General features: G+C 60.7%; 24 protein-coding genes and 1 pseudogene. 11 read left to right on the top strand and 14 right to left on the bottom strand.

The features are described from left to right. Positions 1-23 precede the first annotated feature (23 nt). The 6 genes from gltS to CKW29_RS01940 all read right to left on the bottom strand — a co-directional run bounded on the left by gltS (position 24) and on the right by CKW29_RS01940 (position 6672). On the bottom strand, positions 24-1238 hold the full coding sequence (gltS, locus tag CKW29_RS01965; RefSeq protein ID WP_095144395.1) for a sodium/glutamate symporter: 1215 nt from the start codon (positions 1236-1238) through the stop codon (positions 24-26). A gap of 181 nt (positions 1239-1419) precedes the next feature. Continuing rightward, positions 1420-1869, bottom strand: a complete 450-nt coding sequence (locus tag CKW29_RS01960; RefSeq protein ID WP_095144394.1) for a potassium channel family protein — start codon at positions 1867-1869, stop codon at positions 1420-1422. A gap of 10 nt (positions 1870-1879) precedes the next feature. Continuing rightward, positions 1880-2902, bottom strand: a complete 1023-nt coding sequence (locus CKW29_RS01955; RefSeq protein ID WP_095147819.1) for a DUF2955 domain-containing protein — start codon at positions 2900-2902, stop codon at positions 1880-1882. Continuing rightward, positions 2892-4016 carry an HlyD family secretion protein gene (locus CKW29_RS01950; RefSeq protein ID WP_095147818.1) on the bottom strand — a complete coding sequence of 375 codons (1125 nt, stop codon included), beginning with the start codon at positions 4014-4016 and terminating at the stop codon, positions 2892-2894. The genes CKW29_RS01955 and CKW29_RS01950 overlap by 11 nt, the downstream gene beginning before the upstream one ends. Continuing rightward, positions 4009-5550 carry an efflux transporter outer membrane subunit gene (locus CKW29_RS01945; protein ID WP_095147817.1) on the bottom strand — a complete coding sequence of 514 codons (1542 nt, stop codon included), beginning with the start codon at positions 5548-5550 and terminating at the stop codon, positions 4009-4011. The genes CKW29_RS01950 and CKW29_RS01945 overlap by 8 nt, the downstream gene beginning before the upstream one ends. An 18-nt stretch (positions 5551-5568) precedes the next feature. After that, positions 5569-6672 (bottom strand): AI-2E family transporter, encoded by a 1104-nt coding sequence (locus CKW29_RS01940; RefSeq protein ID WP_095144390.1) that lies wholly within the window; start codon positions 6670-6672, stop codon positions 5569-5571. A 384-nt stretch (positions 6673-7056) separates the two neighbouring features. Between CKW29_RS01940 and CKW29_RS25375 the strand changes: the two genes are divergently transcribed. The 5 genes from CKW29_RS25375 (at position 7057) to CKW29_RS01920 (ending at position 11247) form a co-directional block, all read left to right on the top strand. Beyond that, positions 7057-7251, top strand: a complete 195-nt coding sequence (locus tag CKW29_RS25375) for a hypothetical protein (RefSeq protein WP_141234437.1) — start codon at positions 7057-7059, stop codon at positions 7249-7251. Positions 7252-7421: 170 nt separating this feature from the next. Next, entirely contained in the window at positions 7422-8321 is a 900-nt protein-coding gene (gene lpxO, locus CKW29_RS01935; RefSeq protein WP_095147816.1) for a lipid A hydroxylase LpxO, read from the top strand. Positions 8322-8488: 167 nt separating this feature from the next. Next, positions 8489-8866 (top strand): hypothetical protein, encoded by a 378-nt coding sequence (locus tag CKW29_RS01930; protein ID WP_095144388.1) that lies wholly within the window; start codon positions 8489-8491, stop codon positions 8864-8866. Positions 8867-8917: 51 nt separating this feature from the next. Further along, complete coding sequence (locus CKW29_RS01925) at positions 8918-10063, top strand: PQQ-dependent sugar dehydrogenase (protein WP_095147815.1); 1146 nt, start codon at positions 8918-8920, stop codon at positions 10061-10063. Between the two features lie 119 nt (positions 10064-10182). Beyond that, the gene (locus CKW29_RS01920; RefSeq protein ID WP_095147814.1) at positions 10183-11247 is read left to right on the top strand and encodes an asparaginase; all 1065 of its coding nucleotides are present in this window, start codon (positions 10183-10185) and stop codon (positions 11245-11247) included. Here the strand turns inward: CKW29_RS01920 and CKW29_RS01915 are convergent. Further along, complete coding sequence (locus CKW29_RS01915; RefSeq protein ID WP_095144385.1) at positions 11231-11566, bottom strand: DUF2834 domain-containing protein; 336 nt, start codon at positions 11564-11566, stop codon at positions 11231-11233. The genes CKW29_RS01920 and CKW29_RS01915 overlap by 17 nt on opposite strands. A gap of 246 nt (positions 11567-11812) precedes the next feature. On the opposite strand from CKW29_RS01915, the pseudogene ilvA reads away from it, so the two are divergent. Beyond that, positions 11813-12808: pseudogene (gene ilvA, locus CKW29_RS01910) on the top strand (threonine ammonia-lyase, biosynthetic); the annotation flags it as partial. Positions 12809-12834: 26 nt separating this feature from the next. Here ilvA and eco read toward each other — a convergent pair. From eco to CKW29_RS01895, 3 genes are all read right to left on the bottom strand, one after another. After that, positions 12835-13314 (bottom strand): serine protease inhibitor ecotin, encoded by a 480-nt coding sequence (gene eco / locus CKW29_RS01905; protein WP_095144383.1) that lies wholly within the window; start codon positions 13312-13314, stop codon positions 12835-12837. A 110-nt stretch (positions 13315-13424) separates the two neighbouring features. Continuing rightward, on the bottom strand, positions 13425-13823 hold the full coding sequence (locus tag CKW29_RS01900; protein WP_095147925.1) for a hypothetical protein: 399 nt from the start codon (positions 13821-13823) through the stop codon (positions 13425-13427). A 91-nt stretch (positions 13824-13914) separates the two neighbouring features. Beyond that, on the bottom strand, positions 13915-14178 hold the full coding sequence (locus CKW29_RS01895) for a DUF2790 domain-containing protein (protein ID WP_095147812.1): 264 nt from the start codon (positions 14176-14178) through the stop codon (positions 13915-13917). A gap of 331 nt (positions 14179-14509) precedes the next feature. Between CKW29_RS01895 and CKW29_RS01890 the strand changes: the two genes are divergently transcribed. Next, positions 14510-15811, top strand: coding sequence for an OprD family porin (locus CKW29_RS01890; RefSeq protein WP_095147811.1), 1302 nt, complete (start codon positions 14510-14512; stop codon positions 15809-15811). Between the two features lie 49 nt (positions 15812-15860). Here the strand turns inward: CKW29_RS01890 and CKW29_RS01885 are convergent, their stop codons facing one another. Then, positions 15861-17156, bottom strand: coding sequence for a glycosyltransferase (locus CKW29_RS01885; RefSeq protein WP_095147810.1), 1296 nt, complete (start codon positions 17154-17156; stop codon positions 15861-15863). A gap of 98 nt (positions 17157-17254) precedes the next feature. Then, the gene (locus CKW29_RS01880; RefSeq protein WP_095144379.1) at positions 17255-17620 is read right to left on the bottom strand and encodes a response regulator; all 366 of its coding nucleotides are present in this window, start codon (positions 17618-17620) and stop codon (positions 17255-17257) included. A 250-nt stretch (positions 17621-17870) separates the two neighbouring features. Here CKW29_RS01880 and CKW29_RS01875 point away from each other — a divergent pair, with 250 nt between their 5' ends. From CKW29_RS01875 to CKW29_RS01860, 4 genes are all read left to right on the top strand, one after another. Further along, positions 17871-21347, top strand: coding sequence for a response regulator (locus tag CKW29_RS01875; protein ID WP_095144378.1), 3477 nt, complete (start codon positions 17871-17873; stop codon positions 21345-21347). Next, positions 21347-22174 carry a protein-glutamate O-methyltransferase CheR gene (locus CKW29_RS01870; protein ID WP_095144377.1) on the top strand — a complete coding sequence of 276 codons (828 nt, stop codon included), beginning with the start codon at positions 21347-21349 and terminating at the stop codon, positions 22172-22174. Before CKW29_RS01875 ends, CKW29_RS01870 begins: the two co-directional genes overlap by 1 nt. Continuing rightward, positions 22168-23349, top strand: a complete 1182-nt coding sequence (locus CKW29_RS01865; protein ID WP_095144376.1) for a hybrid sensor histidine kinase/response regulator — start codon at positions 22168-22170, stop codon at positions 23347-23349. The genes CKW29_RS01870 and CKW29_RS01865 overlap by 7 nt, the downstream gene beginning before the upstream one ends. 79 nt (positions 23350-23428) lie before the next feature. Further along, the gene (locus CKW29_RS01860; RefSeq protein ID WP_095079059.1) at positions 23429-23806 is read left to right on the top strand and encodes a response regulator; all 378 of its coding nucleotides are present in this window, start codon (positions 23429-23431) and stop codon (positions 23804-23806) included. 65 nt (positions 23807-23871) lie between these two features. Here the strand turns inward: CKW29_RS01860 and CKW29_RS01855 are convergent, their stop codons facing one another. Beyond that, positions 23872-24927, bottom strand: coding sequence for a tetratricopeptide repeat protein (locus tag CKW29_RS01855; protein WP_095144375.1), 1056 nt, complete (start codon positions 24925-24927; stop codon positions 23872-23874). A gap of 75 nt (positions 24928-25002) precedes the next feature. Beyond that, on the bottom strand, positions 25003-25902 hold the full coding sequence (locus CKW29_RS01850; RefSeq protein ID WP_095144374.1) for a bestrophin family protein: 900 nt from the start codon (positions 25900-25902) through the stop codon (positions 25003-25005). Positions 25903-25979 lie beyond the last annotated feature (77 nt).

Below are 25979 nucleotides of genomic sequence, written 5' to 3'. Positions count from 1 at the left end.
GTTCGAACCCGGTTGCAAGGACGCTAGAGACCACTGAACAGGCCGATGATCAAGGCGTTGAGCAGGTCAATGAAAAAGCCGCACACCAACGGTACGATGAGGAAGGCCTGGTGAGCCGCACCGTACTTCTGGGTCACGGTCGTCATGTTGACGATGGCGGTCGCCGTGGAACCGAGGGTAATGCCGCCGAATCCCGAGGCGATCACGCTGGCTTCGTAATCACGGCCCATGAAGCGGAAGACCACCAGTAGCGTATAGGCAATGCTCAATGTGATCTGCAGGGTCAATGTGCACAGGATAAACATCAGTGCGCCGCTGAGTTGCCACAACTGAAGCCCCATCAGGGCCATGGTCAGAAACATCCCCAGGCAGATATCGGAGATCAGCGACAAGCCCTGGCTGGCGCCGCTCCAGGTTTTCAGGCGCTGTTCGCCGATCAGGGCCAACACCAGGTGGTGAATGACGATGCCCGCGAACAGGCAGCTGACAAAGTTGGGGAGAGTGACCCCGGCCTTGACCAGCAGCAGGTTGAGTCCGTAGCCGAGCATCAGGGTCAGGTTGAGCCACATCCAGGCCCAGAGCACATCGTAGTAATCCAATGGCTTGCTCGGCTGTGTCTCGAGAATGCCGACTTCCAGTGCGAGATCCTTTGAGGGTGTTAGCTGATAACGGCGGATCAAACGGTTGGCGATAGGGCCACCGATCACGCAAGCGGCAATCAGGCCAATGGTGTTGCTGGCGATTCCCAGTTCATGCGCGTTCTGGATGCCCAGTTTTTCGACGAACAGCGGCGCCCAGGCCAGCGTGGTGCCAACGCCTCCCGTGAGGGCGATCGAACCCACCATCAGGCCCGCCTTGGGATCCAGCCCGAACGCCTCGGCCACACTCATGCCCAGGAGGTTTTGCAGGATGATGAACACGCCGGCGAGCACGACCAGGATCAGCAGCGGGCGCCCACCCTTGATCAGTTGGCGCACATCCGATTTGAGGCCGATGCCGGCAAAGAAATACAGCAGCAGTGTGTCGCGTACCTGCAGCTCGAATTCGATCTGGATGTTGAGACCGTAGTAGAGCAGGGTAGTTACCGCTGCGCAGATGAAGCCACCGACGACCGATTCGGGAATGCAGTATTGGCGCAGCAAGGTGGTGTGCTGGACGATGGTCTTGCCGAGAAACAGCAGCACGATGGCGAGCGTGAAGCTCACGAGACCATGAACAGGAAAAAGCTGGGCGGTCATCGATAGCCTATTTATGAACCTGAAAAAAGTATTATTCAGACCCGGCCGAACAATACCCAGACATTTGTCAATGAAAGTGGAGGTAGTGGCGCAGGGCGTGCTGACGTTCGTTCGTGGCTGTGGATTCAACCCGTCAATGCAACAGACGGGTTGAATCGTTCAGCGGGTGCCGCCCCATCAGTTAGCGCCCGGCGCGTTTTTCCAGGCTCTGCACGGTGTGCTTGATCACGTCCATTACCGCCGCGGTCATCACGGCGGTCGAGACGCCAAACATCAGGATGCCGTTGGCCGCTTCCATGGGGCCCAACAGGCGCCAGGACGGGGACATGACCATGTCGCCGTAACCCAGGGTCGCGAAGTTGACGCCTGAGTGATACACGGCAGTGGTGTAATCATCGAATTCGCCGATCAGCATGAACAGCGCGGCCCAGATGCCGATTTGCACAAAGTTGCCGATCAGCATCAGCAGCATCGCGGTCGACAACAGGACCATGTTCATCCATTGCGAGATCCGTCCGGCATGGGCTTCACGGATTCTCACGTATTGGCGCAGGCAGACGGTCACGAAAACGCCTTGCAGCAGCAGGCAGAGCAACATCACGGGTATACCGGCCAGCAGATTGTGCAGCATTGCAATTTCCTCAGTGGGCGCGTTTAGGGGCGGGTCGGCGTTGCTCGAGCCAATACACCATCAGGCAGGCATAGAGGGTGACGACGATGAACAGCCCCATGCGCATGGCAAACGCGGTGTAGACGTCCTTGCCGGCGGCACTGTCCTGTACCGACTGGCCCAGCAGGATGATCATGGTGATCAGGGTATTGAGCCAGAAGCCGGGGGTCTGCAATGTCGGACTCAGGCGATACAGCTTGCGCCCGACCAGCAAGCCGAACAGCAGCATCCACAGGAAAAACATCCATAAGTGCACGAACAGGCTGAGCGCGCACCAGAACGCGATGGCCAGCACGCCGCCGAGCAGTGTCGACCCCAGGAGTTCGTGAGCGGCGTTGCGTGCGTTTGTCGTGGAGCTTTGCTGCCCCAGGCTGACCGCCTTGAGGATGATCGGCAGGTATTTGCTCGGGTCGATCAGGGCCAGCAGGAAGGTAGGGATCACGATCAAGGTGGCGCGCAACGCCACTCGGTTGACTTCCTCGGGCGGCATGGCGGCCGTGGCGGGTGGTCGCGCGGGCTGGGCCGGTTCGGGAAACAGCCAATGGCTGCACGTCACGGCCAGCACGGCGAGCGACAAGCCACTGACCATCGCGGCGATGACCGCGACCGCCGCCCCGAAATCGGCGACACCGGCTGCCGAAATCATGGTCAGGCCAATTATCAGAAAAGTGACGATCAGGTTGTTGCCGCCCTGCAGGCCGTGGCGGAATGCCAGGAACAACCCCAGGCTGATCAGCAGGATCCCGGTTGCCGGGTAGTAATCGAGCACAGGGATCAGCAGCAGTCCGCAGCCGGTGGTCAACATCACCGCCAGTGCCAGGCCGACCCCGGCCTTGAAGGATAACGGCCGGTTTGCCATGCCCAGCAGCAGGCACAGCACCGGCGCGAGGAAGGGGATCGAGAGTTCCATCGCGAAGCTGATCGCCAGGCACAACGCCGTGCCCGTCGCCAGGCGCAGAGTACGTTGGGCACGAGGATCATGCTTAGTAGGCATAGGACAGCCAGCTCATGAACCGCAGGAACACGCGGCCGATCGGGTTCAGCGGGTTGCCGGCGCTAGGGAAGGCCATCACCTCGGCCTGCCCGCCGGAACGAATGCCACGCAGATCACGCAGTTCGCCCAGTGCACCAGGGGCGAACTCGATAATCACCGGGAAGCGCTGCGCCGGACGCAACCAGTCGCGGCTGTTCTGTACCGTCGGCAGTGAGCCGGGCGGTGTGCTCTGGCCGACACTCACGCCATAGCCGATGCTACGCACCCGACCTTCGAAGACCTCGCCAGGCAGGGCGTCGAGGACAATGGAGACCGGGGTGTCCGGGGCCACCAGGCCCAGGTTGTTCTCGGTCATGTCGGCGCTGATCCACACGTCGTGGATGGCGATCAGGGTCATGACCGGGTTGCCGGCGGCGGCAAATTGCCCGACATCGGTGCGCAAGTCGGTGATCAACCCCGCAGAACTGGCGCGCACCTGGGTGTTGGCCAGATCCAGTTGGGCTTTTTCCAGGGCCGAGGCGGCGCTGCGCAGCATCGCGTTGTCTTCGTCACTGCCACCTTCCGTTTCGCGGGCTCGTTGCACTTCGGCCCGCGCGGCGGCGACCTGGCTGACCGCCTGCTCACGATTGGCCCGCGAAACTTCCAGCAGGCGTACGGAGATCGTCCCCGGGTCCTGGCGGTACAGGCCCTCGAGGCGCTGATTGTCCTGCTTGGTCTTGAGTTCGTTGGCCTGGGCGGCGCGCAAGGAGGCTTGTGCCGAGGCAATCCCGGCCGTGCTGGCAGCAATCTGGCGACGAGTCGAGTCAAGGTCCGAGCGCGCGCGATCGACGGCGATCTGGTACGGCTGCTGATCCACCTCGAACAGCACATCGCCGGCCTTGACGTCCTGGTTGTTGCGGACATTGACCCGGATCACCCGGCCCGAAACTTCCGAGGCGACCGGAATCACAAAGGCCCCTACGCGGGCCTGTTGCGTATAGGGGGTGAAGCGGTCGGCCAGCAGGTACCAGGCCAGGCTCAGCACAATCAGCAGCAACACCCATTTGACGCCCTTATTCACCGGATCGGCCACCGGCTCTGGCGTCTTGGCGGCGGGCTGGGGGGCTTCAGTCATGGTCGTTTACCTTGTTTGGCGCGAGAGGGGACGGTGGTGCGGGGGTGGACTCATCCAGCATGTCGCCCCAGTCGGTGCGTTTTTCCATCAGTTGGCGAGTGCCGGGATCGACTTTCGGCAGGGCGCTGTACCAACCGCCACCCAGCGACTTGTACAGGGCAATCAAGTTGCTCACGGCATCGGCGCGACTGAGCAGATAGTTGTCCTCTTGCTGCAGCAAGGCACGTTGGGCGTCCAGCACCCGCTGGAAGTCCGAGTAGCCTTCCCGATACAGGGCATTGGCCAGCACCAGCGAACGCTTGGCCGCCAGGGCCGAGTCGCGCAGGATGCGCTCGCGTTCAAGCGCCTTGTTCAAGCCGGTGGCGGCGTCGTCGGCCTCGCGCGCGGCCTGGCGGACTTTGTCGCGGTAGGCCTCGATCAATTGTTGAAGGCGGGCATCCTGCACCCGCACATTGTTAGTGATCTGCCCGAAGTCGAAGACATTCCAGCGCAAGCTGGGGCCGCCCACCAGGTCCAGGCTATTGGAGGTGCCACCCAGCGAGTTGGCGGACCAGGCAATGCTGCCCAGCAGCGACAACGAGGGATAGAAGTCGGACTCGGCCACGCCAATCAGGGCTGACTGGGCCGCGACGTTCAGTTCGGCGGCGCGCACGTCCGGTCGGCGTAACAGCAGTTCGGCCGGCACGTCCTGCAGCACCGCCCGGTCAACCAGCGGGATCAGGCCGGTGTTGGTCACCAGCATGGACAGGGCGCTGGGCGGCTGGCCAATGAGTACGGCCAGCGCGTTGCGGGCACGCAACGCCTGGTCTTCAAGGCTGGGAATGCTGCTCAGGGTACCCAGGTACTGGGTCTTGGCCTGTTGCACGTCGAGCTCGGCACTTTGCCCGCTCTGGAACAGTTTCTCGGTAATCTCAAAGCTGCGCTTTTGTTGCTCCGCGTTGTCGCGGGCTACACGCAGTCGGGCTTCGGTGGTGCGCAAGGCAAAGTAGGTATCGGCCACTTGTGCGCGCAACAGCACAAGGACGTCCTCATAGTTGGCCTGGGCGGCGAAGTAGCTGGCATCGGATGACTCGATGGCGCGACTGAAGCGCCCCCAGAAATCCATCTCCCAGCCAATATCGTAGCCGGCGCTGTATTGCCAGAAATGACTGTCTTGCGGGTTGCGGCCCGCCGACTGGTCGCGATCAACATACAGGCTGTCGGCGCCGACCTGTTGCACCTGCGGGTAGCGCCCGGCTTGGGCGATACCCAGTTGCGCGCGGGCCTCCATCACCCGCAAGCCGGCAATCTTCAGATTCGAGTTGTGGGCGTCCGACTCGGCAATCAGGCGATCGAGCACCGGGTCGGTGAATATCTGCCACCACTGGCGCAAGTCCGGGTTCTGTGCGCGTTGGCTGGCCCGCTCGACCGGCGGGCTGCTCCAATGCTCCATCCACGGCTCGGCCGGCGGCTTAAAGTCCGGTCCCACCTGCATGCAACCGCTGAGGCCAAGTGCGCCGATCAACAGTAACCGCCCGGGACCGGATAGGGACATGCTATGCGTCATGTCGCGTCAGGCCTTCGTCTGGTCGCTCGACCCCTTGTCTTGCGGTTGGTCACCAACCCATTGCCAGAACAGTTGATAGGCAACCGCCAGCACGACCGGGCCGATAAACAGACCAATGATGCCCCCGGTGACCATGCCGCCCAATGCGCCGATCAACACCACCGGCATCGGTACATCGACACCACGCCCCAGCAGCAGTGGCTTGAGGACGTTATCGACCAGGCCTGCGACAAACACAAAGATGGAAAACACAATGGTCCCGGTAGTCGGACCGTCAGTGGCGAAGGCGAAGATGATCACCGGAATGGTAATCAGGGTCGCTGGCAGCTGCATGATGCCCAGCAGCAGTACCGCCAGGGCCAGCAGGCCTGCACCGGGAATGCCCTTGAATATCAGGCCGGCACCCACCAGCAGCATTTGAATGAAGGCGATACCGATCACACCCAGCGCCACTGCGCGAATGGTGGCGGTGCACAGTACGGTGATGCTAGGGCCCCGGTCCGGGCCGCAAATGCGCGAAACAATGCTCACCGCGCTCCGGCTACCGGCTTGGCCATAGGCCATGAAGATCCCCGCGATGATCAGGGCGAAGATGAAAATCAGGAAGCCCATGCTGGCTCCGGCAAGCTTGCCCAGCAGCGAGAGGCTGAAGCCCTTGATTTCGGGGATGTACTTTTGTATCAGCAGGGGCAGGTCGTTGGAGGCTTGCATCCACAGGGCATTCAGGGGTTTGCCTACCAATGGCCAACTGGCAAGGGCCTCGGGTGGTGGTGGAACCTGAACGGTATCGCTCTTGACGACGGCGATGGCACTTTCCACCGAGTCCACCAGGGACGTACCCAGCAGATAGATCGGCACCATCAGGATGGCAACGGCGATCAGTACGAGCAGGGTGGCGGTGTGTCCGCTGCTCAGGCCCAGTCGGTTCTTGAACTTGATATGCAGTGGATAGAGAGTGATTGCCAGGATGATCGACCACAGCATCAAATCCAGGAACGGACTGAAAATGCGGAAGCAGAACATCGCCAGAATGGTGAGTAGTCCTGCTCGAATCAGTACATCAAGCATATTCCGAGACAAACTCTTCTCGGTGATGGGCGAGGGGATCATGGGGAAGGCCTCCGACGGCGGTCAGCAAAGGTGTGAGGTGGCTAAATGCAGCATAGACGCTCAACTTGTACTAGATGGCGAATATGTGCGGGAATCGGAATAAGTGATCAGTCGCTTGATCGCGACCTCTTTGTCAGGAAGCGATGGTGGGACTGTCAGGAAGGGGGGGGCGTCACAAATCATCAAACACGTCCATGGGCATCGAGACCGACAAAAAAATGCCCCGCGTGTGCTTTCGCTTGCGCAGGGCAAAAAATTTCAAGAAAAGAAGGAGTGAGGAGGGTCAGCACCCGCCGGTACTCGTAGAGCGCCCGGGCGGAACAGCCGTGTCTCTTCCATTGGCTCCCCCGCTAACCGTCCTCGGCGCGCATTAGGGCGAAAATCGTGCTCGATGCCCAATCAATCTTTATCAAAAACAATTATTTACGGGGCGTGCAGCGCACCGCAACGCTGCGTTATCAGGTGCCGGGGCAGCGCACCAAAGGCCGGCAGAGTGTCTTCCATGATCAGGGGCAGGCTGCGGGAGCGCGCGATGTCGGTCGCGACGAACAGACGCCCCCGGCGACACAAAAACCATAAGGTTTTTCACACTTGGGTGTTAACCCTGGGTTACAAAGTATGTCTAAAATACCGGCCAATTGCCTTGAACTGACACTTTGCCAAGCCTGCGGCAATTGAATTTCAGACGTTGCGTTCCGATCAGCCCAGTGGTGCGCAGCAGGTATTTCTCTTACGTGTGACGATTTCCCGTGAAGCTCATCCTTGTTTCCCTCTACGTTTTATCCATCGCGTATGTGCATCTGCGTGGCCGTATTCGGCACAAGCTGGGTCGCCAGCTAAGCGATCACTCAAGCTTCCTGGCGCCGATCAACTGCTTCCTCTATCTGTTCTCCAGGCTCCCCAACAAGCCGTACCTGGACCCCGCTAATTTTCCGGACCTGAGCCCGTTGCAGGCCAACTGGCAGGCAATCCGCGCCGAAGGACAGAGCCTGCTGCGGGCCGGGGAGATCAAGCGTTCGGATCAATACGACGACGTGGGCTTCAACTCGTTCTTCAAGTCCGGCTGGAAGCGTTTTTATCTGAAGTGGTATGGCGACAGTCACCCCTCGGCCACCAAGCTGTGCCCCCTTACCACGGAGCTGGTGCAAAGCATCGGTTCGATCAAGGCCGCGATGTTCGCCGAGTTGCCACCGGGCTCCAGGCTGGTTCGCCATCGGGATCCGTATGCCGGCTGTTACCGTTACCACCTGGGCCTGGAAACGCCGAATGATGAAGGGTGCTACATCGACGTCGACGGCGAGCGCTATCACTGGCGCGACGGTGAGGCCGTGATGTTCGACGAGACCTACATCCACTATGCCGAGAACACCACCAGGCAGAACCGTATCATTCTGTTCTGCGACATCGAACGCCCCATGAAATACCGCTGGGCGGCGGCGTTCAATGGCTGGTTCAGCCGCACCGTGATGTCGTCTGCAGGTGCCCCCAACGATGCGGGCGACAGAACCGGTGGCTTGAATCGGGCATTCGGCAAGATCTACAAGATACGCCTGCGGGGCAAGGCGTTGAAAAAGAGCAACCGCACGCTCTACTACCTGGAAAAGTGGGCGATTTTCGGCGGGTTGCTGGCCATTATCGTGCTGATCTGAGGCGATCCCGCTGCCTGCGTCGATTCGTTGGCGCCAGGCACGGCGGTTTCCGACGGCAAGGTTCGTTGGTGTTACATCTTCTTTGGGAGTATTTCCTTCACAGCGTCGAACCCTGGGCGTAGCGTGGTATCGAACAACGTGTCTGCATGTATTGGAGGACCTCCACCATGAACAGGTTTGTCTTGGGTATCGCCGCGCTGACCTCAGGTCTGCTGGGTTCACTGGCGTTGGCGGGCGTAGAGGTCGACACCGGGGCTGCGGTGGCGGGGTATCCCGTACTGCTGGCGCAGAACCTTCCCGGCAGCCCCCAAAACAATCCCTACAACAGTCCGATTCGTCGAGTTAACCCCAACAGCATGCAGGGTACCCAGCCCGCTGCGCCGGCGATTCGCGCCCCCAACACCGTGCCGGTTCCCCGCCTGCCGACCCTGGATAACGGCGGCATTGGCAATGGCTATCCACGGCCCGGAGCCACGCCGCCGACGGTGAAACCCTATGTTTCCCCGGCACCTCCCCACAGAGACCCGGACACCAGTAACCGCTGAAAGGGGGGGGGCTCACCGCAGGTCGAACATCCATTTCAAAAGGAACTGAACATGTCGCGTAAATCGCTTCTGGCAACCTTGTGCGCCAGCGCGCTGCTGACCTCGATGCCGCTGCTTGCCGTGCAAACCCAACAGTTGCCGAGTGAACAGGGCACCCTCAAGGTCACGCAAGTCACTCGGGGCCTGGTGCATCCTTGGGCAGTGGCGTTCCTGCCCGACCAGCAGGGCATGCTGGTGACCGAGCGCCCCGGTGACCTGCGAGTGGTCAGTGCCGAGGGCAAGCGTTCAGCACCGCTCAGTGGCGTGCCCCAGGTGTGGGCCAAAGGCCAGGGGGGATTGCTCGACGTCGTGTTGTCGCCACAGTTCAAGGTCGATCGCATGGTCTATCTGTCCTACGCCGAAGGCGGTGGCGAGGACGGCAAGGCCGGCACGGCGGTGGGGCGTGGCCGCTTATCCGAGGACCTGACGGCGCTCAACGACTTCAGGGTGATTTTTCGCCAGGAGCCCAAGCTCTCCACCAGCAATCATTTCGGCTCACGGCTGGTGTTCGATCGCGACGGTTACCTGTTCATCACCCTGGGCGAGAACAATGTCCGGGAGACCGCCCAAGACCTCGACAAGCTTCAAGGCAAGGTCGTGCGAATCCATTCCGACGGGCAGGTACCGAAGGACAACCCCTTTGTCGGTCAAGCCGGAGTGCGCCCGGAAATCTGGTCATATGGCCAGCGCAATCCGCAAGGTGCGGCGCTGAACCCCTGGACTGGCGAGCTCTGGGAAAACGAGCACGGCCCCAGGGGCGGCGATGAGATCAACCTTATCGAGCGAGGGGCGAACTACGGTTGGCCCACGGCGACCCACGGTATCGACTACTCGGGATTACCCATCCCCGAAGCCGGGGGCACAACCGCCGAGGGTACGGTGGGGCCGCTGCATGTCTGGGAGCAGTCGCCGGCAATCAGTGGCATGGCGTTCTACGACGCGGACCGCTTCAAGGCCTGGCAGCACAATCTGTTCATTGGCACCCTGGCGACCCGGGAGTTGATTCGCCTGCAACTCGATGGCGACAAGGTGGTGCATGAAGAGCGCTTGCTTGGCGAACTCAAGGCACGGATCCGCGACGTTCGCCAAGGGCCGGATGGTTATCTTTATATACTCACGGATGAAGACGACGGGGCGTTGTACAAGATCGGTCTGTAGGTGAGCGTACAGGGTGTGGGGGCATGAGGCCGCAGGCCGTGTCTGGTCGACCCCCTTGCACTGACTGACACATCCGACGATGGTCGAGACATCCAGTACTTGAACCAGGGAGCGTTTGAATGAACACGCAAGACTCGATTGCCGCGATCGTCTACCGGGGTGAAGCGGTGGAGAACACCCATATGGCGCACATTGCCGTGGTCGACGCCCAAGGGCAGTTGCTGTGTGGCTTTGGTAACCCGCTTCGCATGACCCTGACCAGATCGGCGGTCAAGCCCGCTCAAGCATTGGCGATCCTGGAAACCGGTGCGTTGGAAGCATTTGGCCTGGATGAGTCGGACCTGGCTTTGATGTGCGCGTCACACAGCAGTGAAGAGCGGCATATTCGCCTGACGCGCGATCTGCTCGCAAAGTCGGGTGCCACCGAGGCGGACATGCGCTGTGGCGGTCACCCACCGATAGGCGATGCGGTCTATCTCGATTGGATCAGACGCGACTTTCAACCCACCCCCGCGTGCAGCAACTGCTCGGGCAAGCACGCGGGCATGCTGGCGGCGGCCAAAGCCCTGGGACAACCGCTGGAGGGGTATCACCTTGCGCAGCATCCGCTGCAACGCCGGGTGATGGACACCGTCGCCGCGGCCTGCGAAGTGCGCGCCGGAAGCATCCAATGGGCAATCGATGGCTGTAACCTGCCGACTCCCGCGTTTGCGCTCGACCGTCTGGCCTTGCTGTTTGCCAAACTGGCGGCGGCCAGTGACACCACGACGCCCCGTGAAGCCGCACTGGCGCGAATCTACCAGGCGATGACCCGGCACCCGGAACTGGTCGCCGGGGAGGGGCGTTTCTGCACTGCGCTGATGAAAGCCTACGCCGGCCAACTGGTGGGCAAGGTGGGGGCCGACGCCAGTTACGCCATTGGTGTGCGTGGCAGCGATGGCCAGCCGGCACGGGGTATCGCCGTGAAAGTCGAAGACGGTCACCAGGGTGTTTTGTATGCCGTGGTCTGTGAGGTGCTGGAACAGCTGAATATCGGTTCTGCCGAGCAACGCCAGCAACTCAGTGCCTGGCACCACCCCCCGATGATGAACACCATGAAGGTGCCAACGGGGCGAATGGCACTGACCTTTGCACTGGCTCCCCGTCAGGCATCAGACCCTGGGTCCATCACGCCTGTTGCGTAGCGACCGGGCGGGTCTTGCTGGTGCGAAGGCCGCGCACCACCAGGTACAACAGCGGCCCCGCGGAAACGAACACGGCGGTAAGCAGCAGGTATGGCAGTACGGACCACGCTGACTGGCCTCGGTCGCGGGCGTCCTTGTACATCCATATACCCGCCAGCGTGGCCAGCAGATAGAGGTCGATCACCACCTGGGCCGTGTCCGTGCGGGACATCAGGCCGATGCCGAAATCAATCAATGACTGTTCGGCCTGGAGCATCACGGCAAGGGTGTAGCCGGTAAAGGCGAGCAGGGCGATCAACGGTAGCGCGACAGACTTCATGGAGTCCTTCCTTGGGTCAGTGAGCAGTTTTCGCAGACTAACTCACCGTAGGCAAAGTTGGCCATTGACTTGCCATCAGCACGCGGCTAATTTCCAGTCATGACTTTCACTGCACTGCGTTGCCAGCCAAGCATTATTACCGCCATTCCTGATTTGGCGGGCTAGCTGACGGCTGCACCCAACCCGCCCTAGAGGCGGGTTTTCATTTTCTGTCTCCGGGGCCTTGAACACCACCAGGAGACGTTGATGGACTCCCCGACGACCGCTCAGGCCCTGCTTGAGTATTACGTGAAAAAAATCCTCGCCGCCCCGGTTTACCAACTGGCGGTGCGCACGCCGTTGCAGGTCGCGCCGGCATTGTCCGAGGCGTTGGGCAACCAGATTCTGCTCAAGCGCGAAGACCTGCAACCGACCTTTTCCTTCAAGATTCGGGGTGCCTGCAACAAGCTGGCGCAACTCAGCGACGAACAAAAGGCCCGTGGCGTGATCACGGCGTCGGCCGGCAATCATGCGCAAGGTGTGGCGCTGGCGGCACGGGAACTGGGGATCGAGGCGACCATCGTCATGCCTACCTCAACCCCTGCGCTCAAGGTCATCGGAGTGCGTAGCCGTGGCGCGGATGCGGTGCTGCATGGCGACAGTTTTCCGTTCGCCCTGGAGTACGCCTTGAACCTGGCCCGGCAAACCGGTCGCACCTTCGTCTCGCCCTTCGACGACCCGGATGTGATCGCCGGCCAGGGCACCGTGGCCATGGAAATCCTGCGCCAACACCAGGGGCCGCTGGATGCGATTTTCGTTCCGGTGGGGGGCGGCGGCCTGATCGCCGGTATCGCGGCGTACGTCAAATACCTGCGGCCGGATATCCGCATCATCGGTGTGGAGTCCGAGCATTCCGCGTGCTTGCAGGCAGCATTGCAAGCGGGAGCACGGGTGGTGCTGCCGAGTGTGGGCACCTTCGCTGACGGTGTCGCGGTCGCGCAGATCGGCGCGCATGGCTTCCAGATCTGTCGCGATTACGTCGACCAGGTGTTGACTGTCAGCGATGATGAACTGTGCGCCGCGATCAGGAACATCTATGACGACACCCGCTCGATCACCGAGCCTTCCGGCGCGTTGGCCGTGGCGGGCATCAAGCAGTATGTCGCGCAACAGGGCGTGCGGGGGCAGACGCTGGTAGCGATCGATTCAGGCGCCAATATCAACTTCGACAGCTTGCGTCACGTGGCCGAGCGCGCTGCATTGAGCTGCGCGCGGGGAGACGGGGCGCTTTATTCTTGAGTCGCTTTTTCAACCTTGTCGGCGGCCGACCAGATCCGGTAGCGCACTTCGATGTCCTTGGGCACGTAGAGCACGATCGGCAGCTTGCTGTTGTAACGCAACATGAAGCCATCGCCGACCACCGGTACGAAGTCCTGTGTGCGCTTGCCATCGGGGCAGGCCATCAGGGTGCTCATCGGGCCGATGACATTATCCATGCGATAGAAGGGATAGCCCCAGCCTTCGAGGTTTTTCTCTTCGAGGATGCCACCCAAACGTTGCTGGTTGCAGTCCACGGCGAGGGTTTTGCCAGCGAGGATCTCGACCTGGTAATTGTTTTCACGGGCTTGCGGGGCAAGATGAATGACCTGGCGGGTAAAGCCACTTTCGGCTTTGGGGAAGGGCGCAACGTCTTCAAGTTTGGCCGCAACGGCCTGGGTGGACAGGCCGATCAGCAGAGCGGCCGTGGCGGTAAGGGTAGATGAGCGCATGACGCCTCCTTGCTTGTGGTTGATTCAAAAAACGCGAGCATTCTGCCCCATGGGCCTGCCAATGCAAACCGGGTGTATTGACGGGTTTGCGCGGCAGAAGTTCAGGCGGCTCAATCAACGGATTGCGTGAGTTCGACGCAGTCGCGCCGAGTCTGGAGAAAGGCTGTGCCTAGCGCGATCTCGACCACTACCGCCAACAGGATGCCGGGACCGGCGCGGCCATTGAGCCATTCGCTAAAGCCCAGTACTGCCAGGCCGAGCAGCCCGATGACCACACCACTGCTCATGGCGGTGCGGGCTATGGAGGGCGGTGCATGGCGCGCCATGAAGAACATCACGCCCAGGGTCACGAACAACATGGCCCCGCGCCTGGCCATCAAGCCGGCGGTGTTGTCGTAGGCAACCCCCCAGATCGACAGCATGAACTCGGGAATCAAGCCCCAGATCAGCGCCAGGACAAAACACAGTGCGGTAGTAAGGGTGGCGAGGGTACGAAATGACAACTGCATGGCGAATCCTTGCGGCAGCGGAGGGCAGGCCAAAGCATAACCTTTGGCCCGGCGCTCGCCCATCATCAAGAGTTGTCGTGACCCGCTTCACTCAGTTTTGGTAACTGCAGGCCTCCGAGAGTTTCTGATAACGGATGCTCTCCTGTTTGCCAGCGTTGTCGATGAACGTCATTTCGGCGGTTACCACCTTGCAGTCCGTTGTGGTGGGTTCGGTCATTGAAAGCACTTTGTTCACGTGCAGCGCCATGCCGTAGTGATAGGGCACGGCTTGGGACGGTGCGGTGTCGGCCAGCACCAGCCCGGCGTATCCGGTGCAGGTGAGGGCCGCAATAGCCAGCAGGGTGCGCATGTTCATGACACATCTCCGGAGCAGACCAGGATTGGCACGACATCCGCAGATGCCGGCCCTGCCGCGCAGGGTGTCGGAATGTCTGGCACGAACGCGGTTCAGCCACTGTTGGGTAGCAGGGTTAAGCATAGATGACGGGCGCGCGCGATGAGGCTGCCCGGATAGGTGGCGATGGTTTCAGACTAAAGTCGCCTGTAGCGATATGGGGCCATATGCCACCATTGGCGATCACCTTGTAACTTTTCATTTCATTCCGGCAGACAGTGGTTTGCTGGATGAACGCTATTTGTGTTGGCTGATTGTCCCGTCGCAAAGATGCACTGCTGGAGCTTTTGTCATGCGTCCCCCGTTTCCCCTCATCACGTCGTGCCCGGTTCTGGGCGTCGGCGCCGCCTTGCTGTGCGCCGGTTTTTCCACACAGAGCCAGGCCAGTGGTTTCATTGAAGACAGCCACGCTACTGTCGAGGCGCGCACGGTGTATTTCAATCGCGACTTTCGTGATGGCCACACCTCCAACCCGCAGGGCGCCTCGAAACGCGAAGAGTCGGCCGAGGGCTTCATTCTCAATCTGCAGTCGGGGTACACCGAAGGCACCGTAGGGTTTGGTGTCGATGCGCTGGGGATGCTGGGTTTGAAGCTCGACTCCAGTGCCGACAGCAGCAACAGTGGCCTGTTGCCGTCATCCGGCAATGACCCGCGCGGTTCCGCAGACCAATACGCCAAGCTGGGCCTGACCGCCAAGGTCCGGGCGTCCCGCAGCGTACTGAAGTACGGCGCACTGCTGCCGGACCTGCCACTGATCAAGTACAACGACGGCCGCTTGTTGCCGACGATGTTCAACGGTGCGCTGCTCACCTCCAGGGAGCTGAAGAACCTGACCTTCACCGGCGCCCGCCTCAACCGGTACACCGCCCGGGATTCAACGGACGCCCAGGACATTCGCCTGCACTGCAAGAACAAGCGTTACGCTTGCAACGTGACGGCCGATCACTTCGATCTGTACGGCGTGGAGTACAAGCTCAATGATCGCCTGAGCGCTCAGTACCAGTATGGCGAACTGGAAGACATCTATCGCCAGCACTTCCTGGGCGTACTGGCCAATCAACCCTTGGCGGCGGGCTCGTTGAAGGCCGATCTGCGGGTGCTCAGCAGTGCCGACAGCGGTGCGGCCCGTGCTGGCGCCATCGACAACCGCGCCCTGAGCGGCATGCTGGGTTATGCCGTCAGCGGGCACACCTTCAGCGCCGGCTGGCAGCGCATGATCGGCGATAACTCGATGCCGTACCTGGATGGCAGCAACCCCTATCTGGTCAACTATGTGCAGGTCAATGACTTCGCCGCGGCCCAGGAACGCTCCTGGCAGCTGCGTTACGACTACGACTTCAAGGCCATCGGTATCAATGGCTTGAGCTTCCTGACCCGTTACGTGAACGGCGATCACATCAAGGTCGCGGGTAGCGAGCAGGAAGGCAAGGAATGGGAGCGCGACAGCGAACTCAAGTACGTGGTGCAAAGCGGGACGTTCAAGGATGTGAGCCTGCGCCTGCGCAGTGCGACCTACCGCACCAACTACGAACAGTTCGCCCGGGATGTGGATGAGACCCGGCTGATCGTCAGCTACAACTTTTCGCTGCTGTGAGTCTTGGGCGGGCAGTGTGAGCGCGATCGCTGGTCGACCTTGATGGGCGTCACCGGGTGTTGCGGTTTTTCTCTTCAATCCACTGCGACATGTATTGCGTGCTCTTGTGTTGATGATGACGCAGCATGCCACCGATAAAGTTCTCCCGACGCAGCGCCAGCAGGTTGTCACGGCAGTGCTGCAACCGGTCGATCAGCGCCGGACCATGGACGCTCTGCCGGTAACGGGCGTCGAGCAGCTGTACGCCGGCATCCTGGGCCCGGGTCCACAGTGCCTTGTCCTGATACAGGCGCACCGCCGCCTGGGCGATGGCCTCGGCACTTTCGGCAATTTCCCCGGCCCAGGGCATGTCCCCGGACATGCCTTCAGCGCCGGTCGGGGTGGTGATGTTCGGTGTACCACAGAGCATCGCATCGAAGATCTTGCCCTTGATCCCTGCACCAAAGCGCAGGGGCGCGAGGCAGATGCGTGCGGCCGACATGACCTGCAGGGCGTCTTCGGCCCAATTCATGACGTGAAACCCTTGTGCCGGATTGTGCAAGGCCGTGGCCTTGGGCGGTGTATAGGCGCCGTAGATGTGCAGTTGCGCACCGGGCAGCTGTTGGCGGATCAGCGGCCAGATGGCGGTTTTCATCCAGAGCACGGCGTCCCAGTTCGGTGCGTGGCGGAAGTTGCCGATGCTGAGGAAATGCGCACGGTCTTCAAAAGGCACGAAGGCTTGCGCCGGCGGGTCGAGCATCAATGGACACCAATGCACACTGCTGCGTGGCACTGAGAAATGCTCCACCAGCAACTGGATTTCCACTTCCGAGATCATCAGGTTGAGGTCGCAGCGTAACAGCGCGGCAATTTCCCGCTTGGCAAGCTCAGTGTCGGCCATCAGGGCAAACTCCTGCGCCAGCGCAGGGGCAAACAGCGAGGCGAAATCATTGTGGTCGTCGCTGGCCTTCAGGCGGTCTTTCAAACGCTGATGGCGAGCGTGACGCAGGCTTTGCAGGTCCGAGGTTTCCAGGACACGCAGTGCATCGGGGCAGTGTTTTTCAACGCGCCAGCCGAACTGTTCCTCCATCATGAACTGGTCGAACAGCACGATATCCGGAGCCAATTGGCTGACGAAGGCATCAAAGCTGCTGTTGTTGAGCTCGATGGGCTGTTCCTTGATACCCATCGACAGCAGATCGGCCTTGTGCTCGCCGACGCCTGCGGGGCTGCTGAAGGTAATGTCCCAACCCTGCTGGAGAAAGGTTTCGAGGATTTGCATGACGTGACCGCTGGCGGCGGATGAGCGCGGTTCGGGCCAGACGTAACCAATGACCAGGACCTTGGTTGCGCGAGACGGACTCATGAGCGGTATTTCCTTGAAACGGCAGGTGGGCAGGGAGGTGCGGGGGCGCCATTAAACCACAGCCCAGGCATTTGCAGGCTGGGCGGCGACAGTGCCCTCTAGTGGGCGTCACCCAGCAGGCTTTTGACCTTGTCGCGCAGTTGATCGATGGAGAATGGCTTGCCAATCACCGACATGCCGTCAGGTACTTCAATGCTTGCGGCATAACCACTGGCAAACAGAACCGGCAGGTTGGGGCGCAGTTCGCGGGCGCGCATGGCCAGTTCCTTGCCATCCATATCCGGCAAGCCCACATCGGTCATCAGCAGGTCGATCGTATTCGACTGGTTTTCCAGCAGGATCAAGGCGTCCGTGCTGCCTTCGGCCGCAAGCACCTTGAACGCCAGTTCCTCCAGCACATCGACGATCAGCATGCGCACGATGGCGTCGTCTTCGACGACAAGGATGGTGGCGGTGACGGACATAAGGGCTGTTCTCAAAAGGGCGCTCGGTGACCGGGGCCATCACACTGCCCGGCATCATTGATCAAACCCGACACGTGCGCAAAGCGGTACAGCAAAGCGTTAATGTACAGGAATCGGGCGCGGTCTTGCGCGTCTCGGGATCATTGGAGGGCAATACCGGCAATTGCTGGCTAGGCTGTCAGAAACATGGATCCCACATTCGCTTTTGGGGCAAACTCCTTCTCTTACGACAGTTCACCAAGGCCTCCCAATGAACGCTTCGTCTTCGGTTGATGAGCAGAGCTTTCGCAAACTCCTGAGTCGTAACGTCAGTTTGCCGCTGGGGCTGGGTGTCCTCAGCGTGGTGTTCTTTGTCTCCCTGATCACCTACCTGATGTCGGTCATGCAGAGGGTCGAGCATACCGACCGGGTGATCAATAACGCCAACGAAGCGGTGAAGCTGACGGTTGACCTGGAAACCGGCATGCGCGGTTATCTGTTGACCGGTGACGCGCACTTCCTTGACCCCTATGAAACGGCGAAGCCGCGAATCATGGTGGCGCTTAACACCTTGCAGGAGCTGACGGCGGACAACCCGATACAACTTGACCGGTTGCGTCGGATCGAGGCGTTGCAAACCGAGTGGAATGCCTATGCCCAAACGATGATCGACCTGCAGCGTAGCAGCGGCGACTACCGCGCGGTGGTGAAGGCCGGTCGTGGCAAGCGCCTGACCGACGAAATCCGCAAACAGTACGAAGACGTCACCGGCATGGAGCAACAGTTGCGTGCCACGCGCAACGAAGAGGTTCGTCGCACGACGATCTGGAGCATCTCCCTGTACGTGCTGTTCATCGTCGGCATCAGCGGCCTGCTGGCCTACGTCGGGCGCCGCGACCTGGTCAGCCTTTCGAAAAGCTACAGTGCCAACCTGGCCGCGCAACAAAAGAGCGCTCGGCGCCTGGAACAGCAAGCCTGGTTGCGCAAGGGGCAGACCGAACTGGCAGAGCAGGTCCTCGGTCAGCTGACGCTGAACCTGTTGGGGCGCAGTATCCTGCAGTTTTGTGCGCAGTACCTGGGCAGTGTCGTCGCGGCCCTGTATGTGAAGGACGATCATGGCGGCCTTGTTCGGGTGGCCACTTATGGTTTCTCCCGTGAGCAGCAAGCGCGTGAACAATCGATCGCCAGCGGCGAAGGCATTGCCGGACAGGCCGCCCGGCAAGGTCGCTTGATCCGTCTGGACGATGTCCCGGGCGACTATTTCAAAGTCAGCTCAGGACTGGGTGAGGGGGCACCCCGCAGCGTGCTGGTGGTGCCTGCCACGAACGACGACCAGGTCAACGGGGTGATCGAGCTGGGCTTTTTGCGTGCCCTGGACGAGCGCGATGTCGAACTGCTGGAGCTGATTGCCGGCAACATCGGCACCTCGCTCGAGGCGGCGCGCTATCGCCAGCGCCTGCAGGAGGTGCTGGCCGAAACCCAGCAGCTCAACGAAGAGTTGCAGGTGCAGCAGGAAGAGCTCAAGGCGGCCAACGAGGAGCTGGAGGAACAGTCGCGGATTCTCAAGGAGTCCCAGGCCCACCTGGAAACCCAGCAGGTCGAGCTTGAGCAGACCAACGAGCAACTGGCAGACCAGGCACTCACCCTGGCCGAGCAGCGCGATGTCCTGGACCTGAAAAACACCGAGTTGCACCAGGCCCAGGCCCAGCTCGAAGAGCGTGCCGAAGAACTGCAGCGTTCGAGCAAGTACAAGTCCGAGTTCCTGGCCAACATGTCCCATGAGTTGCGCACACCGCTGAACAGTTCGTTGATCCTGGCCAAACTGCTGGCCGAGAACCCCCAAGAGAACCTCAGTGCCGAACAAGTGCAGTACGCCGAGTCGATCTACTCGGCCGGCAACGACTTGCTGAACCTGATCAATGACATCCTCGACATTTCCAGAGTCGAGGCCGGCAAGCTGGAGATACGTGCGCAGAACACCCGCGTCGCGCGGCTGGTAGATGGCCTGCGCGGGATGTTCGTGCCCCTGGCCGCCGACAAGCAACTGGTGTTCACGGCTCAAGTGCAGGCGGATGCAGCGCCGATACTGTTCACCGATCCCCAGCGCCTGGAACAGGTGCTCAAGAACCTGTTGTCGAACGCGATCAAGTTCACCGAAAAGGGCACGGTCAGCCTCACCGTCATCCGCCAGCCGGACGCCGGTATCGGCTTTGTGGTTCGCGATTCGGGGATCGGTATTGCCAGCGATCAGCTTGAAAGTGTTTTCGAGGCGTTCCACCAAGCCGACGGCACCACCAATCGTCGTTACGGTGGCACGGGGCTGGGGTTGTCGATCTCGCGGGACCTGGCGGCCTTGCTCGGCGGATCGATCAGCGTCAGCAGCGAGCCGGGGCAGGGCAGTGTCTTCACCCTGGTGCTGCCTGAGCGTTACGTTGAAGACGATGCGCAGCGGATTCAATCGATGAAGGCTGCCTCGCCTGCACCCGCGGCGCCAGGCAAACCCCGGGCTGTCACACCACAGGCACCACGCTTTGCCGATGACCGCGGCAATGCGCCGTTTACCGGTCGGTGCATTCTGGTGGTGGAGGACGAGGTCAGTTTTGCGCATATCCTCTTCGATCTGGCGCATGAGCTGGGGTATCAGTGCCTGGTGGCCCATGGTGCCGACGAAGGCTATGAGCTGGCCACACAGTTCCTGCCCGATGCGATCCTGCTGGACATGCGCTTGCCGGACCACTCCGGCCTGACCGTGCTGCAGCGCCTCAAGGAACAGGCCGACACCCGACATATTCCGGTCCATGTGATCTCGGTCGAGGACCGTGTCGAGGCCGCCATGCACATGGGCGCGGTTGGCTATGCCGTCAAACCGACCTCCCGCGAAGAGCTCAAGGGTGTGTTTGCACGCCTGGAGGCCAAGCTGACGCAGAAGGTCAAGCGGGTGCTGCTGGTTGAAGACGACGACCTGCAACGCGACAGCATTGCCCGCCTGATCGGCGACGATGACATCGAGATCACTGCCGTGGGGCTTGCCCAGGAAGCGCTGGACCTGCTGCGCGAAAACCTCTACGACTGCATGATCATCGACCTGAAACTGCCAGACATGCTCGGCAACGATCTGCTCAAACGCATGTCCAGCGAAGACATCTGCTCGTTCCCGCCGGTCATTGTCTACACCGGGCGCAACCTGACCCGTGATGAAGAGGCGGAACTGCTCCGCTATTCACGCTCGATCATCATCAAGGGCGCGCGCTCTCCCGAGCGCTTGCTGGATGAAGTGACCCTGTTCCTGCACAAAGTCGAATCCCGCTTGTCCCATGAGCGGCAAAGGATGCTCAAGACTGCCCGCAGCCATGACCGGCTCTTCGAAGGTCGCAAGGTGCTGCTGGTGGATGATGACGTGCGCAACATCTTTGCCCTCACCAGTGCCCTGGAGCAAAAGGGCGCCATCGTGGTCATTGGCCGCAATGGCCGCGAGGCGCTGGAAAAACTCAATGCAGTCGAGGACATCGACCTGGTGCTGATGGACGTGATGATGCCGGAGATGGACGGGCTTGAAGCTACGGCCCGGATTCGCCAGGAGCCGCGCTGGCGCAAGCTGCCGATCATTGCCGTCACCGCCAAGGCGATGAAGGATGATCAGGAGCGCTGCCTGCAAGCGGGTGCCAATGACTACCTGGCCAAGCCCATCGACCTGGATCGCCTGTTCTCGCTGGTTCGCGTGTGGCTACCGAAGATGGAAAGAGTTTAGTGGAGCGCAACACGGGTGCAGCTTGCGAGATCGAACTGAGGTTGCTGATCGAAGCGATCTATCTCAAGTACAGTTACGATTTCCGCGATTATTGCGCAGCGTCGATTCAGCGTCGGGTCAACCACGCGCTGCCTCAGTTCGAGTGCAGGACCATCTCTGCCTTGCAGGAGCGGGTGCTGCACGACCCGACCGCGTTCATGCAGTTGCTGCAACTGCTGACGATTCCGGTCAGTGAGATGTTTCGCGACCCGGCGCACTTTCTGGCGATTCGCCAGGAAGTGGTGCCGCTGCTCAAGACCTATCCTTCGATCAAGCTCTGGATCGCCGGTTGCAGCACCGGGGAGGAGGTCTATTCGTTGGCGATTCTGTTGCGCGAGGAGGGATTGCTGGAACGCACCCTCATTTACGCGACCGACATCAACCCGCGGTCGCTGGAACAGGCCCGGCGGGGCATCTTCTCCCGGGAAAACATCCGCGCCTACACCAAAAATTATCAGCAGGCCGGTGGCCGGCGCTCGTTCGCCGACTATTACACGGCCGCCTATGACCACGGGATTTTCGACAAGAGCCTGTGCGAGCACGTGACCTTTGCCGATCACAGCCTGGCAACGGACAGCGTGTTTTCCGAAGTCCAGTTCATTTCATGTCGTAACGTATTGATTTATTTTAATAAGAAGCTGCAGGATCGGGCTTTTGGCTTGTTTCATGAATCGCTGTGCCATCGCGGCTTCCTGGCGCTGGGCAGCAAGGAGACCCTTGAGTTCTCCGCGTACGGCCAACAGTTCGAGCCCTTGGTCAAACAAGAACGGATCTACCGAAAATGCTGAGTCAGATCCAGGCCAACGTGCTGATCGTCGATGACCTGCCGCAGAATCTGCTGGCACTCAAGGCGTTGATTGCCGGTGAACATCACACCATCTACCCGGCGCAGTCGGCCGACAAAGCCTTGTCGCTGCTGCTGCAACACGAGTTCGCCCTGGCCATTGTCGATGTGCAGATGCCGGGCATGAACGGCTTCGAACTGGCCGAGCTGATGCGCGGTACCGAAAAGACCCGGGACATCCCGATTGTGTTCGTCAGTGCGGCCGGTCGAGAAACGAACTACGTGTTCAAAGGCTATGAAAGCGGCGCCGTGGATTTCCTGCACAAGCCGCTGGATACCCACGCGGTGAAAAGCAAGGTCAAGGTATTTGTCGATCTGTATCGCCAGCAAAAGGCGATGAAGTTGCAGCTGGAGGCTTTGGAGCAAAGCCGCCGCGAGCAGGAAACCTTGCTCAAGCAACTGCAAGCCACACAAGGTGAGCTGGAGCGGGCGGTGCGCATGCGTGACGACTTCATGTCGATCGTGGCCCATGAGGTGCGTACTCCCCTCAACGGGCTGATTCTGGAAACCCAGTTGCGCAAGATGCACCTGGCCCGGGACAACGCTGCCGCCTTCACCCTGGACAAGATGCACGCGATGGTCGATCGCGACGAACGGCAAATCAAGAGTCTGATCCGCTTGATCGAAGACATGCTCGATGTGTCGAGGATTCGCACGGGTAAGCTGTCCATCCGTCCGGGTCGTTTCGACCTGGCGCAACTGGTGGGTAGGGTGGTGCATAGTTTTGCCCCCCAGATCGAAGCCGCCGAGGCTTCGGTGACGCTGGTTGCCGGACAGCCGGTGGAAGGCCTCTGGGATGAGTTTCGTATCGAACAGGTGGTGTCCAACTTGCTGACCAATGCTTTGCGTTACGGTGGCAAGGCGCCGATCAGTGTGCATGTCTATCCTGAAGGTGGTCAGGCCTTGATCGAGGTGCGTGACGCCGGGATGGGAATCAGCGAGGATAACCAGAAGCGGATTTTCCAGCAGTTCGAGCGGGTTAGCACCAGGAATGAGGTGGCCGGCCTTGGATTAGGGCTGTTCATTTGCGAGCAGATTGTGGCGGCCCACGGTGGCACCATCCGTGTCGAGAGCAAGATTGATCAAGGCGCGTTGTTCCGTGTTTGCCTGCCTCTGTAGCAAGACGGGCAAAAAAAAACGCAACCTCTGCATGACCTTAGGGTCGTAATAACAGCTATTGACCGAACAAAGGCTTCCCATGAGTGAAGATGCACAAGATGTCGTATTGATCGTCGAAGATGATCCTTCGATCCTGATGGTGCTCGCCGCGTATCTGTCGGGTGAGGGTTATCGGGTGTTGCAGGCCGTGGATGGCGAGGAGGCCTTCGCGATTCTGGCCAGCAAGCCCCATCTGGACATGATGATCACCGACTACCGGTTGCCTGGCGGCATCTCGGGGGTACAAATCGCCGAGCCCGCGGTGAAGCTGCGGCCGGAACTGAAAGTGATCTTCATCAGCGGTTATCCGCAGGAAATTCGCGAGTCGGGCAGCCCCATTGCGCAGAAAGCGCCGATCCTGGCCAAACCCTTCGACCTGGACGAGCTGCAGGAACTGATGCAGGAAATGCTGTCCTGAACCTTCCCCCAGACTGCGGCGCTTGACCCTGATCGAGCGCCCGGCACGCGTTGTACCTGGGCAGGTTACAGGCCTTGCTGCAAGGCGGGGTCGTCCGGATTCATCTGCTCAAGCTGTGCCAGCAATACCTGGACATTCTGCAACTGGCCGCTTTCCTTCCAGTAGTTGATCAGCAATACCCGGGCCTTGCGGTCGGCGGGATGGCGCTGAACGATCTCTTGCAGCTGTTTTTGCGCCGCCTCCAACTCCTGCTCCTCATGCAGGGTTGTCGCCAGGTCGTAGCGGTATTGTTTGTTATTGGGTTCCAGCTCCACGGCCCTGGACAGCCCGAGGAGGGCGAACTCGTTCTGCCCGTGATGCAGCAGCCACATCCCCAGGGCGTGCTGCAGGTAAGCCGAATCGGGTTGGGCCTTGAGCTGCCTGGCCAGTAACTGCTGGGCCGCTTCGCTTTGCCCCTGCTTATCCAGCACGTCGATCTGCAACACCAGTGCCGGCAGATTCCCCGGGTCCAGGCGCAAGGTGGCATCGAGCGCCTGCTGCGCTTGCTTGAGTTCGGCGTTGTGCAGGTGCAGGCGTGCCAGCTGATACTGGCTTTGCGCGGTGACGGGCTGGCTTTTCAGCGACTGCTCATATTCATCGATGACTTGCTGCAAGGGACCGAAATACAACCCCAGGTCGTCGGGCGACAGGCCAAGCAAGGCGCTGGCGGCAGCAAAACGCACGGTTTGCTCGCTGTCGTCGAGCAACGGGCCGAGCAACAGACTGCGCTGGCCGCTGGGAACCAGCCCGACAATGCTCTTGATCGCGGCCTGGCGGACCGCGACCGATGAGTTGAGCAAGTCCGCATCCGCCAGTTTCAACGCCTGCGGGCTGGGGTAATTGGGCAGTTCGGCATGCAGCCAGACGCGCCGCTTGTCCGAGAGGTCCGGGCGGGCCAGTTGTTGATAGAGCACACGGGCCGCACCGGGCTTGCCGTTGCGCGCCCGTTCCAGGGCTTCGCTGTAGCCGCGCTTGATGGTCTCAGGCACCTGGGGGGCGGAATCGTGCAGGGAAAACCAGGCGACGGCGATGGCAAACAGGGCAAGCAGGCTGATGATCAAATAGCGGCGAGGCTTGGGCATGCAGTAATCCGGGCGCTGACAACGTGTGCAAGGTTGCAAGCTTCGGTCAGCTGGCGCCGCGAGTCAAACCCGGGGCTAGTTCAAAACGTAATCGACGGGTACCAGTGCCGGTGGAAGGTCGTCATGGCCAAGGGCGGCCAGCACTTCGCGCTCAAGAGTGCGCAGGATGGCATTGCAAGGCAGATCGTTTTCATCGAAGCCGAACGGGTCCTCCAGGTCGTCACCGATTTCGTCGAGACCGAGAAAGGTGTAGCTGACGATGGCGGTGATCACTGGCGTCAGCCAGCCCAGCGGCCCGGCCATGGCGAACGGCAGCAAGATGCAGAACAGGTAAATGGTGCGATGCAGTAACAGGGTGTACGGGAAGGGTAGTGGTGTGAATTTGATCCGTTCGCAGGCGGCCTGGACCTGGCTCAGGCTGAGCAGCCGGTTTTCCAGTTGGGTGTAGCGCCATTCGCTGATTCGTCCATCCTCGGCGAGCTGCAAGCAGCGCGCACTGATGCGTTGCAGCAGGCGGTCGGTGAGGTTCGGGTGCCGGTGGTCCGGGGGGGGGGCCGTCCAGGGCTGGATGGCGGCCGCTTCATCTTCCAGTCGCAGGCGGGCGACCAGGCCATGGGCAAAGCCGCAGAGCTCTCTGAGCAGCGGCTCGCGCTGGCCTGCATCCTTGAGCATTTGGGTTTGCCGAATCAGCGAGCGCAGTTCGACGATCATCTGCCCCAGCTGCTTGCGACCTTCCCACCAACGGTCGTAACAGGCGTTGTTGCGAAAACTCATGAAAATCGACAGCGACAAACCCAGCAGGGTGAAAGGCGTGACATTGACCCTGGAGAAGTAGGCCGGGTGCCAGGTTTCCACCAGCACAATGACCGACGCCAGCAGCGTCACCAGCAGGCAGCGCAGGGCAATGCGCTTGGCAATCGAACCCTTGAGGGAAAACAGCAGGCCGATCAGGTTGGGCTTGGGGCGGACAATCATGGTGGGGGCTTCGGTGAGTCAGATGCTTGTGTAGCGGATAAAGGCTAGTGGCGTGCGCATGGCCTGTCCAATTGCTA

It is taken from the genome of Pseudomonas sp. Irchel s3a18, assembly GCF_900187535.1.
In the GTDB taxonomy this organism is placed as follows: Bacteria; Pseudomonadota; Gammaproteobacteria; order Pseudomonadales; family Pseudomonadaceae; genus Aquipseudomonas.
This window is presented reverse-complemented; position numbering and strand designations above follow the sequence as displayed.